This is a genomic window from Allobosea sp. (assembly GCF_036675845.1).
Lineage (GTDB): Bacteria > Pseudomonadota > Alphaproteobacteria > Rhizobiales > Beijerinckiaceae > Allobosea.
In genome coordinates this window covers 22,610-36,674 of the sequence record NZ_JAKFED010000027.1, presented here as the reverse complement: position 1 = coordinate 36,674, position 14,065 = coordinate 22,610, and the positions used below count along the sequence as shown (strand labels likewise).

The window sequence follows — 14,065 nt, the reverse complement described above, 5'->3', positions numbered from 1 at the left end:
GTCCGCGATGAAGTTCAGAGCCAATCTCCTGATCGGGGGAGCGCTGTTCGCGACCGTGGTGGTCGCCGGCGCGCTCGCCCCCTTCCTCGCCCATACCGACCCGGTGATGGACGCCAACCTGATGAACGCCGAAGTCGCGCCCGGCGGCGAATTCTGGTTCGGCACCGACGCGCAGGGCCGCGACATCTACAGCCGGGTGCTCTACGGCGCCCGCATCTCGCTGACCGTCGGCATCGTCTCGCAGCTGATCAACACGGTGATCGGCGTCTGCCTCGGCCTCTCCGCCGCCTATTGGGGCGGCTGGTGGGACGATTTCGTCAGCGGCCTGACCAATCTGATGCTCGCCATCCCCTCGTTGATCTTCGCGCTGGCGATCATGGCGATCCTCTCGCCCGGCCTGACCAGCCTCCTGATCGCGCTCGGGCTGACCAACTGGTCCTATACCTGCCGGCTGGCGCGGGCCTCGGCGCTCTCACTCAAGGGCCAGGGCTATGTCCAGGCGGCCAGGGTGCTGGGCTATGGCGACATCCGCATCATGCTGACGCAGATCCTGCCCAACATCCTCGGACCGATCATCGTCATCGGCACGCTCGGCATGGGCGGCGCCGTGCTGGCCGAGGCCTCGCTCTCCTTCCTCGGCCTCGGCATCCGCCCGCCCTTCCCGAGCTGGGGCTCGATGCTGTCGGACGCCCGCGACCAGATCACCACCGCGCCCTGGATCTCGATCTTCCCGGGGCTCGCCATCTTCATGACCGTGCTCGGCCTCAACCTGCTCGGCGACGGCCTGCGCGACATCCTCGATCCGCAATCGCGGGCCCGGACGGCATGAGCGGCGACGCGCTTCTCCAAGTCGAGAACCTGCGGCTCGACCTGATCGTCGGCCAGCGCCGCTTCGGCGCGGTCAAGGACGTCACCTTCGCCATCGGCCGCGGCGAGACCTTCGGCCTGGTCGGCGAATCCGGTTGCGGCAAGAGCATCACGGCGCTGGCGCTGATCGGCCTGCTGCGCCGGCCGCTGGCCTTCGGCGGCGGCCGCATCCTGTTCAAGGGCCGCGAGATCCAGGACCTTTCCGACGGCGAGATGCGCAAGCTGCGCGGCAACGCGATCTCGATGATCTTCCAGGAACCGATGACGGCGCTGAACCCGCTCTCGCCGGTCGGCCGGCAGATCGCCGAGATGTTCGTGCTGCACAAGGGCGCGACCTGGCACGAGGCCGAGCGCCAGGCCGTCGAGGCACTCGCCAATGTCCGCGTCCCGGCGCCGGACCGGCGCGTCAGGGATTATCCGCACCAGCTCTCCGGCGGCATGCGCCAGCGCGTGATGATCGCGATCGCGCTGGCCTGCCGGCCCGACCTGCTGCTCGCCGACGAGCCGACGACCGCGCTCGACGTCACGGTGCAGGCCGAGATCCTCGAGCTGATCCGCGATCTCTCCGCCGCCCAGGGCACCGCCGTGCTGATGATCAGCCATGATCTCGGCCTGATCGCCAATATGTGCGCCCGCGTCGGCGTGATGTATGCCGGCCGCCTGGTCGAGGAAAGGGCGGCGCAGGAGGTCTTCCGCACCCCGAGCCATCCCTATACCAGCGGGCTCGTCGCCTCGCTGCCGCTGCTCGGCGCCCGCGCCAGCCATGGCCGCAGCCGGCTGAAGGAGATCGCCGGGGTGGTGCCCGCCGTCACCGCCTTCCCCGAGGGCTGCCGTTTCAACCCGCGCTGCCAGGCGCGAACCGAGATCTGCATCGCGCAGGACCCCGAAGAGACCGCGCTCGCCCGCGGCGGCAGGGTGAGGTGCCACCACCATGCCTGAGAACGACGACATGACCCTCAAGGTCGAGGAATTGATCCTCAAGGTCGAGGACCTCGCGGTGCATTTCCCGCTCGGCGGCGGGTTGTTCGGCGGGGCGCGACGCACCGTCCACGCCGTCGATGGCGTCGACCTTCATCTGCGCAAGGGCGAGTGCCTCGGCCTGGTCGGCGAATCCGGCTGCGGAAAGTCGACGCTGGCGCTCTCGATCCTCGGCCTGCAGGCCCCGACGCGCGGCCGCGTCCTGCTCGACGGGGTCGACATCGCCGCCCCCGGCGTCGACCGCAAGGCGCGCGCCCGCATCGTCCAGATGGTCTTCCAGGACCCGTATTCCTCGCTCAACCCGCGTCAGACCGTGCGCAAGACGCTGGAGGCGCCCTTGCGCCTGCACGGCGTCGGCAACGATTCCGAGGTCGAGGACCGCATCGCCGAGATCCTGCGCCATGTCGGTCTGCGGCCGGAGCAGGCGGCGCGCTACCCGCACGAATTCTCCGGCGGTCAGCGCCAGCGCATCGGCATCGCCCGGGCGCTGATCCTGAAGCCGAAGATCGTCGTGCTCGACGAGCCGGTCTCGGCGCTCGACGTCTCGATCCGGGCGCAGATCATCAACCTGCTGCTCGAACTGAAGGAGACGATGGAGCTCTCCTACATCATGATCAGCCATGATCTCGGCGTGGTCGAGCATATGAGCGACCGGGTCGCGGTGATGTATCTCGGCCGCATCGTCGAGACCGGCGACTGGCACACGATCTTCACCAAGCCGCGCCACCCCTATACTCGCGCCCTGATCGCAGCGATCCCCGACCCCTTCGGCGAGCGGCCGGGCGTCAAGATCTCCGGCGAGCTGCCGAACCCGCTGGAGCCGCCGATCGGCTGCCGCTTCCATCCGCGCTGCCCGGAAGTCCGCGACATCTGCCGCCAGCCGCCGACGCCGGAGCTCGAGCGGCTCGAGCCCGAGCACGCCGTGCGCTGCCTGCGCGCGGCGGAACTGGCCTGAGACACCACCTCCCAGCTGACGAGAGAGATGCCTTGACCAAGCCCGACCTCGACGACGGCCCGCTCGAAAGCGTCCGCTTCACCGGGCTGAAGCCCGGCCCGAAGCTGATCGTGCTCGGCGCCGTGCATGGCAACGAGCCCTGTGGCCCCACCGCCATCCGCCGCGCCATCGAGGACTGCCGCAGCGGCAGTCTGAAGATCCTGCGCGGCGAGGTCACCTTCGTGCCGGTCGCCAACCCCAAGGCCTGGCGCCAGAAGACGCGCGAGGGCGACCGCAACCTCAACCGCGACCTGCGCGAGAAGCCGCTGGCGAGCGATTACGAGGACCGGATCGGCAACCATCTCTGCGCGCTGCTGCGCCAGCACGACGCGCTGCTCGACATCCATTCCTTCCGCGGCGAGGGCGAACCCTTCGTCTTCTTCGGCCCGGACGACAATCGCGGCGAGCTCGAACCCTTCGCGCGGGCGGATGAGGAGGCGGCGCTCGCCTCATGCCTCGGCGTCGCCATCGGCATTCATGGCTGGCTCGACAACTACACCAAGCTGCTGGCGATCCGGGCGCGGCTCGACCTGCCGCGGCTTTCGATCACCGAGGGCTATGGCACGACCGAGTTCATGCGCTTTGCCGGCGGCTATGCCGTCACGCTCGAATGCGGCACGCATGACGACCCGCAGGCCGCCGAGATCGGCCATGTCGCGATCCGCAACACGCTGGCGCAGCTGCAGCTGATCGAGGCGCCGAAGCCCGCCGCCGCGCTGCGCGACGTCATCGAGATGGTCGAGATCCTGCTCTGCGAGCAGGCCGGCGACGCCGCCGAAGGCCCGTGGCGGACCGGAGACGCGGTGCCGGCCGGCGCCATCATCGCACGCCGCGCCGACGGCGCGCCGGTCACCGCGCCGCGCGACGGCTTCGTCATCTTCCCCAACAAGGCGCCGAAGCTCGGCGAGGCGATCTGCCATTTCGGCATCGCCGCCAAACGGGGCAGCGGGCAGCGCAGCTCGTCCTGAGGCAGGCCGTCCGCCCGCCGGCTCAGCGGGCGCGCGAGGCGACGAACCGGTCGCCGTCCCAGCTCAGGCGCTTGCGGCAGGTCTCGAAGCCGGCGCGCCCACAAACGCTGCCATGCAGCCCGAGCAGCAGCACGGCCCGCCCGCGCGCGTTCGCGAGCGACCAGGCCCGGACAATGTCGCCATAGGCCTGGCGATAGCCGTCCTCCGTCGAGACGAAGATATCGAGCGTGCAGCCGGCCGAACCGCAGAACGGGTTCGGGATGTCGCCACCGACGCATTCCATCTCGCCATAGTCGAGCAGATAGTCGGGCCGCCCGTCGCCATTGAGGTCGGCAATGCGCTGGAAGCCCGGCTTGAACCGGGCCTCGCCGCCGCATTCCTGACGGATCGCGCCGCGCGCGGCGGCGACCTCGGCCGGCATGGCGGCATTCCCGGCCAAGGCAGCACCTCCGGCCAGCAGCATCGCAGCAAGCTGCAGAAGGGCGAGACGAGCGGACATCGAAGGCTTGACCTGGCTGGAAAGACGAGGCGGCATGTTGCCTTTCCCGATCCCGCCGGCAAGCGGCCAGAGCCGCTCGCACCCAGCCTGAATGTCGCAGGCCCGGGCACTAGGAACCTGCCAGAGATTTCACACAGCTCTCATCCTGAGGAGCCATTCCGCAGGGATAGCGTCTCGAAGGATGCTTCAGGAGGTTCCGGAACGATCTGGAGCATCCTTCGAGACGCTGCTGCGCAACTCCTCAGGATGAGGGCTCGAATTCTCAAACGAGTGCTGAGGCCATAGCGCTGCGGCCGGCAAGCCGAGGTCAACGGTCAGCGCGAGGGTAGGTGAGGGTGAAATGGCAGTCGAAATGACCACTTGTTTAAAATTACTACAGTATAAAACTAATACAGCCCGCCTCTTTATCTTCGCGGCCAGACTATCGCGAGTGAACACCTTCGCTCTTTGCGCTAGAACGACGCGATCGCTTTACGCGGCCGGACTTTCCTCCGCATTCCAGACAAAGCCCGAGATCATGTTCAGAACCAGATCGACCCTTGCAGCCATCGCTCTTGCCGGTTCCTTCGTGCTCGGCCTGCCGGTTACCCCGGCTTTTGCCCAGCGCGAGCCGGCCGCCGGCCCCCTGGCCCGGCCTGCCCCGCGGCCGGCAACGGCCCAGGCTGCCCCGGCGGTGAGCCAGCCGAAGCCGGCGGCAGCGAGCCTGCCGAACGGCGCCTCGGCGATCAACGAGGTCTATGGCGACTGGACCGTCGACTGCCGGATCGCCGATGGGCAGAAGCTCTGCGTGCTGACGCAGTCGCAAGGCGACAACCGGACCAATCAGCGCGTCTTCGCGATCGAATTGCGCGCGCCCAGGGATGGCAAGGCCGAAGGCACGATCCTGATGCCGTTCGGCGTCAAGCTCGACAATGGCGCGGTACTCAAGCTCGACGACAAGGATCTCGGCCAGGGCCTGCGCTTCTCGACCTGCGTGCCCTCCGGCTGCCTGCTGCCGATCTCCTTCCCGACGATGGCGACCGCGGCGATGAAGGGCGGCAAGACGTTGACCGCCGCGGCACTCAACCTCTCCAGCGGCGAGGTCGTCAGCTTCAACATCGCCCTGAACGGCTTCGGCCCGGCGCTCGACCGGATCAGCCAGCTCGCCCGCTAAGGGGAGAGAGCTCACTGCCTCCGCCCGGAACCCGCCGTCATCCCGGACAGGCCCGGGACGACAGTGCGTTTCTTAAGCCAGGACGGCAGATGCCCGATGCTCAGGGACGCGCGGGAATGACCAGCCCGCGCTGCACGGCGGGGCGCGCGAGGCCGCGCTCGAGCCAGGCCGGGACGAGCTTCAGCCTGTCGTATTCGACCAGTTCGCCGGCGCCGTAGAAGCCGACGAGGTTGCGGACCCAGCCGAGCGTCGCGACGTCGGCGATGCTGTATTCGCTTCCCATCAGCCAGTCGCGGCCGGCGAGCCTGGTCTCGAGCACGCCGAGCAGGCGCTTGCTCTCATTGGCGTAGCGGTCGCGCGGGCGCTTGTCCTCGTATTCGCGCCCCGCGAATTTGTGGAAGAAGCCGAGCTGGCCGAACATCGGCCCGATCGCCGCCATCTGGAAGAAGACCCATTGCAGCGTCTCGTAGCGCTGCGCCGGGTCCTTGGGCAGGAGCTTGCCGGTCTTCTCCGCCAGATAGACCAGGATGGCGCCGGATTCGAACAGCGCCAGCGGCTTGCCGCCCGGACCGTCGGGATCGAGGATCGACGGGATCTTGCCGTTGGGATTGAGCGAGAGGAATTCCGGCGTCCAGGTCTCGTTCTTGCCGATGTCGATGGTGTGCGGCTCGTAGGGCAGGCCGATCTCCTCCAGCATGATCGAGACCTTGACGCCGTTCGGCGTCGGCAGGGAATAGAGCTGCAAGCGGTCGGGATGCTGCGCCGGCCAGCGCAAGGTGATCGGGAAAGCGGACAGATCAGGCATCGGGGGGGAATCCTAGGATGGCGGGCGGGCCGGCACGCCGGCTTCGCCGCTTGGGCAGGACGCCGCATGCGGCAGCCGCGACGCTGGCGCTAACTTGGTGCCGCCGCCGAAGCGCCGCAACCGCCGGCGATTTGCAGCGACGCCAATTGATCTGCGCAACGATGAAACCGGGCCGGCCCGGCCGTTCAAGAGCCGGGCGCGGCGCGAGGGAAAGCCGCGAGCTGCGCGTTAACCAGCGCTTAAGGCCATCGGCAAACTTAACCCCTCCGTGGCTTCCCGGCCGCAGCCGGTCAATAAACCGTTCACCGAACGCCTCGCATTTGAATGGTCATGCGTCGCGTTCACCTCGCCCTCCTCGCACTTGGCGCCATCGGCGTCGGCCTTGCCGGCTGCGGCAAGTTCCAGAAGCCGCAGCGCGCCGCCTGGCGCGACCAGGCGGAAGCCCAGTGCCTGGCTTCCCGCCAGGTTCCGCTCTCCTCCTATGTCAGCCTGCGCGAGAAGCCGATCGACGGCCCCGGCACCTGCGGCATGGAGAAGCCGCTCAAGGTCTCGGCCTTCAGCAATGGCGGCATCGGGCTGACCAGCAACGCCACCCTCGCCTGCCCCGTCGTCGCGACCACCGACAAATGGCTGGCGGAGGTGGTCCAGCCGGCCGCGCAGAACGTGCTCGGCGCCCAGGTGATCGAGATGCGGGCCGGCTCCTATTCCTGCCGCGCCATGAACAACGGCTCCGGCACGCGCCGCACCTCCGAGCACGCCTTCGGCAATGCCGTCGACGTGTTCTCCTTCCGGCTGAACGACGGCCGCAACATCACCGTCAAGGATGGCTGGCGCGGCTCGCCCGAGGAGCAGAACTTCCTGCGCGAGGTCTTCGTCGGCGCCTGCCAGCATTTCTCGACGGTGCTCGGGCCCGGGGCCGACGCCTTCCATTACGACCATTTCCACATCGACCTGGCGCGTCATTCCAAGGGCCGGCACATCTGCAAGCCGGTGATCAAGTACACGCCGAACTACGATCTCGCCCCGCCCGACCCGGCGCGCAGCGTCGCCATGGCGCCGCCGCTCCCGCAACCGCGGCATGAGGGCCTGCCGGCGCAACTGGCGACGCAGCCGCGCCCGGCGCCGGGCGGCCTGCGCCCACCGGGCGGCATCGGCAATGGCACCTATGCGATGGCGAGCCCCGGCCTTGGTGCGCCGCGCTACAACACGCCGCCGCAGCCCTACCGGCCGGAGCCGACGCCGAGCGAACGGCACGGGCCGCTGATGCTGCCCGGCGCGGTGCCGCCGACCGAGGAGCTGATCCTCGGCGACGACGAGGGCAATGGCGTCCTCGACGAGATGCAGCAAGGCGAGAGCGAGACGCCGATCGACCCGCGCAACGATCCCTTCGCCTACCGGCCCGGCCAGCAGACGGGCTCGATCCGGCGATAGCGTCGCCGGTGACGCGTCGAGGAGCGCGCCGGTCTCAGTTCCTTGCGGTCTCCAGAGCCGCCTCATCGATCAGCGCGGCGACCTCGCCCGGCCGCGATGCGAGCGAGGCATGGCTGGCGTCGAGCGTGACGATCCGGCGCGGCTTCATGCGCTCGGCCATGCGCTTCTGGTTCTCCGGATCGATCATCCGGTCCTGGCTGGAAAGCTGGTACCAGACCGGTTTCTTTTTCCAGGCCGGCGCCGTGACGTTGTCGCCGAATGTGCTGGCCAGTGGCGCCTTCTGGCCGACCGCCATGACCAACGCCTCGTCAGCGCCGAGGTCCTGGCAAAAGCTCTCACAGAACTTGTCGAACTTGATCCAGAGATAGCCGTCGCTATCCGGCGCCAGATTGGGGAAGGCCGCGGGCGGGAGCGCCTGGCTGAGCCCGCCCGGGCTCTCGCCGGCATCGGGCGCGAAGGCGGCGATGTAGACCAGCCCGACCACATTGGGCAGGTCGCCGGCCTCGGTGATGACCGCGCCGCCATAGGAGTGGCCGACGAGCAGCACCGGACCCGCCTGCTGCTTCACCATCTTGCGCGTCCGCTCGGCATCCTCCGCAAGCGAGGTCAGGGGCATTTCGACGGCCCGAAGATCGGGATAGCCCTTGCGGGACAGCTCCAGGATCACCTTGCCCCAATGCGCTGAACCGCCCCAGAAGCCATGAACGAGGACAATCGTCGGCTTGACGCTCATCGTTTCCTCCCTGTCAGCAGCTGATGGCCCACGGTATTCGAAACCGCGGTCGCTGCACACCGGCCGGCCCGATGCGGGCAAGGGTACGGCGGCCACCGGCTTCGGTCCCGATCTTCAGTTGTGATATCGGCCGAGAGCCGGCAGGCCTCAGCGCGAGACCAGCACCTGCCGGCATTCCTGCGGCAGCGCGTCGAGCGACATGGGCGGCTTGGGCTTCGGCTTCGGGCCCGGCTTCGGCTTGGGCGGGTGGAAGATCGCCTGATATTGCCGCTCGATCCAGCCGGAGAGCTCCGCGCCGCAACCATCGCCGAAATTCGGCGGCTCCTGGGCGGCACAGCCTGCGACGCCGGGCGGACAGCTCATCCTGATGTGGAAATGATAGTTGTGGCCCCAGATCGGCCTGACCTTGTTCAGCCAGCTCCGATCCGAGCCGGCCTCACGACAGAGCGCGACCTTGAGCGCCGGGTTGACGAAGATGCGCTCGACGCGCGGCTCGCTGGCGGCCGCCTTGATCAGACGGGTATGTGCCGGCGTCCAGTTCTTCGGATCGACGTCGCGCCAGTCGGAGCGAGCCATGTTGACCGCCGGCATGTTCTCGCGATCATCGGCGTCGAGGCGCTTCTTCGGCATCGGCGTCAGCCAGATATCGGCGTCGAGCCCGATCTGGTGCGAGGCATGGCCGGTCAGCATCGGCCCGCCGCGCACCTGGGAGATGTCGCCGACTAGCAGGCCGGCCCAGCCGGTGAGCCTGGGCACCTCGCGCGCGAACTCCTCCAGATAGGAGATCAGCTCGGGATGCCCCCAGTTGCGGTTGCGGGCGCGGCGCATCACCTGCCAGCTCTCGCCCTCGACCGGCAGGGCCGCAGCCCCGGCAAGGCAGCCGCGGGCATAGGAGCCGATGGCGCGCGCCCGCATCGCAGCCGCCGGCGTGGTCTGCTGACCGAAATGCGCGCGGGCGGCATCGGGGAAGGCGGCGATGTTGGCGGCGCGGCGCCTGGCCTCGTCCTCGGAGGTCGACTGGGCCCGCGCCGGCCCCGCCGCCAGAACGACCGGGAACAGAATCAGGCAGGCAAGACGGCGAAGCAGCGACATCCGTGCAGACTCGCAAGGTCCGCGGCGAAAGGTCAAGCACCCACGCGGCGAGCAGGCACGGAACTTCCAGCCCGCGCCTGACGTTCTTCCAGCGCGCGCCCGTCGATCGGCGACAGCGGCGCTGACGAAGAAGAGGCGCGATCCATGTCCACCCTCCTGATCATCATACTGCTGATCGTCCTGCTCGGCGGCGGCGGATATTACGGCCATCGCAGCTATGGCGGCGCCGGCCTCGGCGGCGTCGTCGGCCTGGTCCTGGCGATCGTCGTCGTGCTCTGGCTGCTCGGCGCCCTCGGCGGTGCGCCGGTTCGCGTCTGAGCTTGACGCAGCGTGGCCTATGCCGGCGGCCAGCGGGCCGCCGCGCAGGCTCAGTTCGCCAGCTTCCAGACGAGCATCGCGGCGGCGAGGTCCTCGAGCGCGGTCCCGACCGATTTGAACAGGGTGACGTCGTCGCGCTCGGCATCGGTACCGTGCTCGCCGCGGCAGAGTCCCGCCAGGGTGCCGGCGACCCGGCTCGCCTCATAGGTCCCCGCCTTGATCGCGACGGCGACGTCGCCGCCCTCGTGCAGGGCGGCCTCGGTGTCGATGAAGACATGGGCGCGCTGCAGCGCCTCGTCGTCGGCCTCGCGCATCGACAGGTTGAAGGCGCCGACGAGATCGAGATGGGCGGTGCGCTTCAGCCAGCGGCCCTGGACGATCGGCTCGCGCGAGAGGGTGGCGCAGGAGATCAGGTCGGCCTGGCGGGCCGCAGCCTCAAGATCCTCGGCGACATGCGCCTCGATCCCTTCCGCCGCCAGCGCGGCCACGACCTCGGCCGCGGCCTCGGGCCGCCGTGCCCAGATCGCGATGTCCTCGAAATCGCCGACGCTGCGATGCGCCTTGACCAGGAAGGGCGAGAGCGCGCCGGCCCCGACCATCAGCATCCGCTTGGCATGAGGCCGCTCGAGCGCCCGCGCCGCGAGCGCCGAGGCGGCCGCCGTGCGCCACAGCGTCAGGCGGGTGCCGTCGAGCGCCGCGAGCGGGGCGCCGCTGACGCCGTCCATCAGCAGATAGGTGCCCATCACGCTCGGCAGGCCGATCGCCGCATTGCCCGGATAGACGGTGGCGACCTTGGTGCCGAGATAGGCGGAAGCCGCCTCCGGGCCGGTCCAGGCCGGCATCAGCAGCAGGGTCCCGGCCGCGTCCGGCCGCGCGATCTCGTGGTGGTGGCGGGTCGGCGTGACGATATCGCCGCGGAAGGCTGCGGCCAAGGCATCGACCAGGACAGGAAAGGTCAGGAGGCGGTCGATCTCGGCCGCGGAGAAGAAACGCATGGGAAGGGTCAGACTCGGCTGGTCAGCGCCGGCAGCGCGGAATCGGGAACGGCAGCGCGCAGCGACTGGGCCTCGCCGCGCAGCTTCTCGGCCTCGCGCCGGTTGACCCGTGCCGCCTTGCGGTGCTTGCCCTGCGCCAGCCAGGAGGCGAAGCCGCCGATCAGCACGCCGCAGGCGATCGCCGCCAGGATGACGGCGAAGAGCGGCAGGTCGAAAGCCAGCACCGGCACGTCACGGCTGACCGGATCGAAGGAGACGCGCACCGGCGCGCGGTTCGCGACCGAGAACAGGACGATCACCAGCGCCACCGGCACGAGCACGAGCGCCTTGAAGAAAGCCTTCATTCGGTAACCTCCCGGATACGCCGCTCAGGCCTTGCCGTTCAGCCGGAGGCGGAGTTCCTTGCCGGTCTTGAAGACGGGCACGAGCTTCTCGTCGACCTCGACGGAATCGCCGGTGCGCGGGTTGCGGCCGACCCTGGCATCGCGCTGCTTGGTCGAGAAGGCGCCGAAGCCGCGCAGCTCGACCCGGTCGCCGCGCGCCAGCGCCTTGACGACCTCGTCGAGGATCGAGCCGACGATATTCTCGATATCGCGCTGGTACAGGTGAGTGTTGCGCTCGGCAATGCGCTGAACGAGTTCTGATTTTATCATGGCGCCAATATAACCGCTTGTAACATCGTCACTTTTCGCCGGCAGGCTGCCAGAGCGCCAAGGGCGCGTCAAGCCGCAGTCCGACGGGCTGCTCGGCAGCGCGGGCGATCAGCGTGGCGAGAGGCTCCAGGCCGGCGGCACGCGCCAGCGCTTCGCCCGCACTCCACAATCCATAGGAGGAGCCTTCGCTGCGGCGGCGCCAGTCGCGCACCGGCAGCGACTTCTCGACGCCCTTCTCGCGCTCGAGCCAGGCGATGGCCTCGCCCTCGCCGCCGATCTCGTCGACGAGCTTGAGCCCGATCGCCTGGCGGCCGGAATGGACACGGCCATCGGAGACCGCGGCGAGCTCGGGATCGTCGAGATGGCGGCGATCGCGCACCAGCCGCTTGAACCAGTCGTAATTGTCCTCGACCACGCGCCGGAGCGCGGCGATGGCCTCCGGCGAAGCCGGCTCGAAGGGGTTCGGCGCCGCCTTGAGCGGGCTCGACTTCACCTCCTCGACCTTGACGCCGATCGTATCCATCAGCTTGGCGAGGTTCGGGAACTGGAAGAGCACGCCGATCGAGCCGACGAGCGAGGTCTGGCGCGCGACGATGCGATCGCTGCCGAGGGCGACGATATAGCCGCCCGAGGCCGCCAGCCCGTCGACCACGGCGACGACCGGCTTCTTGGCCGCGAGCTTGCGCACCGCCTCGTGCACCGCCTCCGAACCGGTGGTGGTGCCGCCGGGGCTGTCGATCCTGATCACCACGGCGCTGGCCCGGCTGGTCTCGAGCGACTTGATCAGATCGAGCGTGCGCCTGTCGCCGGAAATGAAGCCGGAAACGGTGACGCGGGCGATATGGGCCTGGGCGGTGCTGCCGGGCAGGCGCCCGCTCCAGGCGAGCGCACCGGCGACGGCGAGGACGACGACACCTGCCAGCGCCAGCAGACGCCAGAGCGAGAGCTTGCGCCTCAGGCTGCGGCGGTCGGCGAGCAGATCGGCGTCTGACGACATGTGCGCGGCTCCGGAGGACGGGGCTCAGTGATGTAGCCTTGCCATGGCGGAGGGGCAAGGCGGCAAATGCCGAACGGCCATGCCGAAGCGATTTCAGGCTCCGAGCGCCGCGTGCTGCCGGTCGCGTGCGAGCAGGGCAAGCCCGCTCGCGACCGAACGGAAGGCATCGCCGATATGGATGCGCTGCGCCCCGAAGCGGCGATCGAACAGCGCCCTGACCGCCGGGACATGCGAGGTGCCGCCGGTCATGAACACGGCCTCGATCGCGCCGGACTCGAGCCCGGCCTTGACGAGGGCGTCGTCGAGCGCGCCCTCGATCGCCGCGACATCGCCGGCGATCCAGCCCTCGAAAGCGCTCCGCGACACGACATGGTCGATCTCGACGCCCATCTGGTTGAAGCTCAGCCGCGTCTCGGCCTCGCTCGACAGGGCGATCTTGGTGGCGGAGACGGCGCGGTAGAGCTCGTAGCCGAGATCGTATTCGATCACCGTCATCAGGTCCTCGAGCCGCGAAGGCTCGACCGCGTCGCGGATCAGCGCCTTGAGCTCGGTCATCGTCTCGCGGCTCTTCATCAGCGAAAGCCGGTGCCATTGCGCGAAGGCGGCGTGGTAATGCGCCGGGATCGGCAGGCGCTTGCCGAAGGAAAGATAGTCCGTGCCCTTGCCGAGCCGCGGCGAGACCGCATGCTCGATGATGCGGTAGTCGAAAGTGTCGCCGGCGACGCCGACACCCGAATGCGAAAGCGGGATCGCCTGCAGCCGCCCGGCCCCGCCGGGCTCGAAGCGCATCACCGAGAAGTCGCTGGTGCCGCCGCCGAAATCGGCGACCAGCATGGTCTGGGCCTGCGTCAGGTCGCGGGCATACCAGTAGGCGGCCCCCAACGGCTCATAGGCGAAGTCGACGCGCGGCATCCCGGCCTCGGCATAGGCAGCGGAAAGCCGGCCGAGCGCCAGTTCCTCATCCGGGCGCTCGCCGGCGAAGACCACCGGCCGGCCGGAGACGAGCGGGCGCCCGGCAAGCCCGTCGAGGCCGGCGGAAAGATCGCGCAGGAAGACGGCGATCAGGTCCTCGAGCCGGAAAAGCTTGCCGAAGAGCCGCGTCTCCTGGAAGGCGCGGCTGGAGAGATGGGTCTTCAGCGACTGCAGGAAACGATGCTCGGTGGTCATGCCCAGCGCCATGTCGAGGGCGTCGGGCCCGCTGACATGGGCGACATGGGTCTTCGGCGGCCTGCCCTCGCGCCAGAACATCAGGGCCGAGCGATAGGCATCGACCGCGCCCTGCCTGGTCGCGAAGCTGCGGGTCGAAACCGTGCCATCCGCCTGCGCCAGGGCGACCACGCTGTTGGTGGTGCCGAAATCGATGCCGATCGCCGCGGTGGTCATGCTTGCCTCTAACAATGCAGGCTCGCCGCACATCAACCTCGCGCCGTCGTCCCGGACAAGCGGCGAAGCCGCGCCGCTCCGGGATCCATCGTAGAGCGCTGCGCCCTTCGATGGATCCCGGAGCTCCGCTTCGCTGCGTCCGGGATGACGCGGAGGTTCGAGCGACAACCTCGAACCGAAACAAAAGCCCGCGCGGATT

At 68.9% G+C, this 14,065-nt stretch carries 16 protein-coding genes; 7 read left to right on the top strand and 9 right to left on the bottom strand.

Annotated features, from left to right (window positions below):
• Positions 1–7: 7 nt before the first annotated feature.
• Genes V6M56_RS02040 through V6M56_RS02025 form a run of 4 tightly spaced genes read left to right on the top strand, consistent with a single transcriptional unit; the run spans position 8 to position 3,807 of the window.
• On the top strand, positions 8–829 hold the full coding sequence (locus V6M56_RS02040; RefSeq protein ID WP_332680906.1) for an ABC transporter permease: 822 nt from the start codon (positions 8–10) through the stop codon (positions 827–829).
• Positions 826–1,806 (top strand): ABC transporter ATP-binding protein, encoded by a 981-nt coding sequence (locus tag V6M56_RS02035; protein WP_332680905.1) that lies wholly within the window; start codon positions 826–828, stop codon positions 1,804–1,806. The genes V6M56_RS02040 and V6M56_RS02035 overlap by 4 nt, the downstream gene beginning before the upstream one ends.
• Positions 1,799–2,800, top strand: coding sequence for an ABC transporter ATP-binding protein (locus tag V6M56_RS02030; RefSeq protein WP_332680904.1), 1,002 nt, complete (start codon positions 1,799–1,801; stop codon positions 2,798–2,800). The genes V6M56_RS02035 and V6M56_RS02030 overlap by 8 nt, the downstream gene beginning before the upstream one ends.
• Positions 2,801–2,832: 32 nt before the next feature.
• Positions 2,833–3,807: a M14 family metallopeptidase gene (locus V6M56_RS02025; protein WP_332680903.1), complete on the top strand. Its 975-nt coding sequence runs from the start codon at positions 2,833–2,835 to the stop codon at positions 3,805–3,807.
• Positions 3,808–3,829: 22 nt separating this feature from the next.
• Here the strand turns inward: V6M56_RS02025 and V6M56_RS02020 are convergent, their stop codons facing one another.
• Positions 3,830–4,306, bottom strand: a complete 477-nt coding sequence (locus V6M56_RS02020; RefSeq protein WP_332680902.1) for a hypothetical protein — start codon at positions 4,304–4,306, stop codon at positions 3,830–3,832.
• 517 nt (positions 4,307–4,823) lie between these two features.
• Between V6M56_RS02020 and V6M56_RS02015 the strand changes: the two genes are divergently transcribed.
• The gene (locus tag V6M56_RS02015) at positions 4,824–5,459 is read left to right on the top strand and encodes an invasion associated locus B family protein (RefSeq protein WP_332680901.1); all 636 of its coding nucleotides are present in this window, start codon (positions 4,824–4,826) and stop codon (positions 5,457–5,459) included.
• Positions 5,460–5,559: 100 nt separating this feature from the next.
• On the opposite strand, the gene V6M56_RS02010 is transcribed toward V6M56_RS02015, so the two are convergent.
• The gene (locus V6M56_RS02010) at positions 5,560–6,264 is read right to left on the bottom strand and encodes a glutathione S-transferase N-terminal domain-containing protein (protein ID WP_332680900.1); all 705 of its coding nucleotides are present in this window, start codon (positions 6,262–6,264) and stop codon (positions 5,560–5,562) included.
• Between the two features lie 330 nt (positions 6,265–6,594).
• On the opposite strand from V6M56_RS02010, the gene V6M56_RS02005 reads away from it, so the two are divergent.
• Entirely contained in the window at positions 6,595–7,695 is a 1,101-nt protein-coding gene (locus tag V6M56_RS02005) for an extensin-like domain-containing protein (RefSeq protein WP_332680899.1), read from the top strand.
• A 34-nt stretch (positions 7,696–7,729) separates the two neighbouring features.
• On the opposite strand, the gene V6M56_RS02000 is transcribed toward V6M56_RS02005, so the two are convergent.
• Positions 7,730–8,428 carry an alpha/beta hydrolase gene (locus V6M56_RS02000; protein ID WP_332680898.1) on the bottom strand — a complete coding sequence of 233 codons (699 nt, stop codon included), beginning with the start codon at positions 8,426–8,428 and terminating at the stop codon, positions 7,730–7,732.
• 147 nt (positions 8,429–8,575) lie between these two features.
• The gene (gene mepA, locus V6M56_RS01995; RefSeq protein ID WP_332680897.1) at positions 8,576–9,520 is read right to left on the bottom strand and encodes a penicillin-insensitive murein endopeptidase; all 945 of its coding nucleotides are present in this window, start codon (positions 9,518–9,520) and stop codon (positions 8,576–8,578) included.
• Positions 9,521–9,664: 144 nt separating this feature from the next.
• On the opposite strand from mepA, the gene V6M56_RS01990 reads away from it, so the two are divergent.
• The gene (locus tag V6M56_RS01990; protein WP_332680896.1) at positions 9,665–9,838 is read left to right on the top strand and encodes a DUF3309 family protein; all 174 of its coding nucleotides are present in this window, start codon (positions 9,665–9,667) and stop codon (positions 9,836–9,838) included.
• Positions 9,839–9,888: 50 nt separating this feature from the next.
• Here V6M56_RS01990 and lhpI read toward each other — a convergent pair whose 3' ends face one another.
• The 5 genes from lhpI to V6M56_RS01965 form a co-directional block, all read right to left on the bottom strand.
• Complete coding sequence (gene lhpI / locus V6M56_RS01985) at positions 9,889–10,833, bottom strand: bifunctional Delta(1)-pyrroline-2-carboxylate/Delta(1)-piperideine-2-carboxylate reductase (RefSeq protein WP_332680895.1); 945 nt, start codon at positions 10,831–10,833, stop codon at positions 9,889–9,891.
• A gap of 8 nt (positions 10,834–10,841) precedes the next feature.
• On the bottom strand, positions 10,842–11,177 hold the full coding sequence (locus tag V6M56_RS01980) for a LapA family protein (protein ID WP_332680894.1): 336 nt from the start codon (positions 11,175–11,177) through the stop codon (positions 10,842–10,844).
• A 24-nt stretch (positions 11,178–11,201) separates the two neighbouring features.
• Complete coding sequence (gene ihfB / locus V6M56_RS01975; protein WP_332680893.1) at positions 11,202–11,486, bottom strand: integration host factor subunit beta; 285 nt, start codon at positions 11,484–11,486, stop codon at positions 11,202–11,204.
• 28 nt (positions 11,487–11,514) lie between these two features.
• Complete coding sequence (gene sppA, locus V6M56_RS01970) at positions 11,515–12,483, bottom strand: signal peptide peptidase SppA (RefSeq protein ID WP_332680892.1); 969 nt, start codon at positions 12,481–12,483, stop codon at positions 11,515–11,517.
• A 93-nt stretch (positions 12,484–12,576) separates the two neighbouring features.
• Positions 12,577–13,866 carry an Hsp70 family protein gene (locus tag V6M56_RS01965; RefSeq protein ID WP_332680891.1) on the bottom strand — a complete coding sequence of 430 codons (1,290 nt, stop codon included), beginning with the start codon at positions 13,864–13,866 and terminating at the stop codon, positions 12,577–12,579.
• Positions 13,867–14,065: the final 199 nt, after the last annotated feature.

Coding starts and splice junctions, on each gene's coding strand:
- V6M56_RS02040 (WP_332680906.1), top strand. CDS start 8: ATGAAGTTCAGAGCCAATCTCCTGATCGGGGGAGCGCTGTTCGCGACC.
- V6M56_RS02035 (WP_332680905.1), top strand. CDS start 826: ATGAGCGGCGACGCGCTTCTCCAAGTCGAGAACCTGCGGCTCGACCTG.
- V6M56_RS02030 (WP_332680904.1), top strand. CDS start 1,799: ATGCCTGAGAACGACGACATGACCCTCAAGGTCGAGGAATTGATCCTC.
- V6M56_RS02020 (WP_332680902.1), bottom strand. CDS start 4,306: ATGTCCGCTCGTCTCGCCCTTCTGCAGCTTGCTGCGATGCTGCTGGCC.
- V6M56_RS02015 (WP_332680901.1), top strand. CDS start 4,824: ATGTTCAGAACCAGATCGACCCTTGCAGCCATCGCTCTTGCCGGTTCC.
- V6M56_RS02010 (WP_332680900.1), bottom strand. CDS start 6,264: ATGCCTGATCTGTCCGCTTTCCCGATCACCTTGCGCTGGCCGGCGCAG.
- V6M56_RS02005 (WP_332680899.1), top strand. CDS start 6,595: ATGCGTCGCGTTCACCTCGCCCTCCTCGCACTTGGCGCCATCGGCGTC.
- V6M56_RS02000 (WP_332680898.1), bottom strand. CDS start 8,428: ATGAGCGTCAAGCCGACGATTGTCCTCGTTCATGGCTTCTGGGGCGGT.
- mepA (WP_332680897.1), bottom strand. CDS start 9,520: ATGTCGCTGCTTCGCCGTCTTGCCTGCCTGATTCTGTTCCCGGTCGTT.
- V6M56_RS01990 (WP_332680896.1), top strand. CDS start 9,665: ATGTCCACCCTCCTGATCATCATACTGCTGATCGTCCTGCTCGGCGGC.
- lhpI (WP_332680895.1), bottom strand. CDS start 10,833: ATGCGTTTCTTCTCCGCGGCCGAGATCGACCGCCTCCTGACCTTTCCT.
- V6M56_RS01980 (WP_332680894.1), bottom strand. CDS start 11,177: ATGAAGGCTTTCTTCAAGGCGCTCGTGCTCGTGCCGGTGGCGCTGGTG.
- ihfB (WP_332680893.1), bottom strand. CDS start 11,486: ATGATAAAATCAGAACTCGTTCAGCGCATTGCCGAGCGCAACACTCAC.
- sppA (WP_332680892.1), bottom strand. CDS start 12,483: ATGTCGTCAGACGCCGATCTGCTCGCCGACCGCCGCAGCCTGAGGCGC.
- V6M56_RS01965 (WP_332680891.1), bottom strand. CDS start 13,866: ATGACCACCGCGGCGATCGGCATCGATTTCGGCACCACCAACAGCGTG.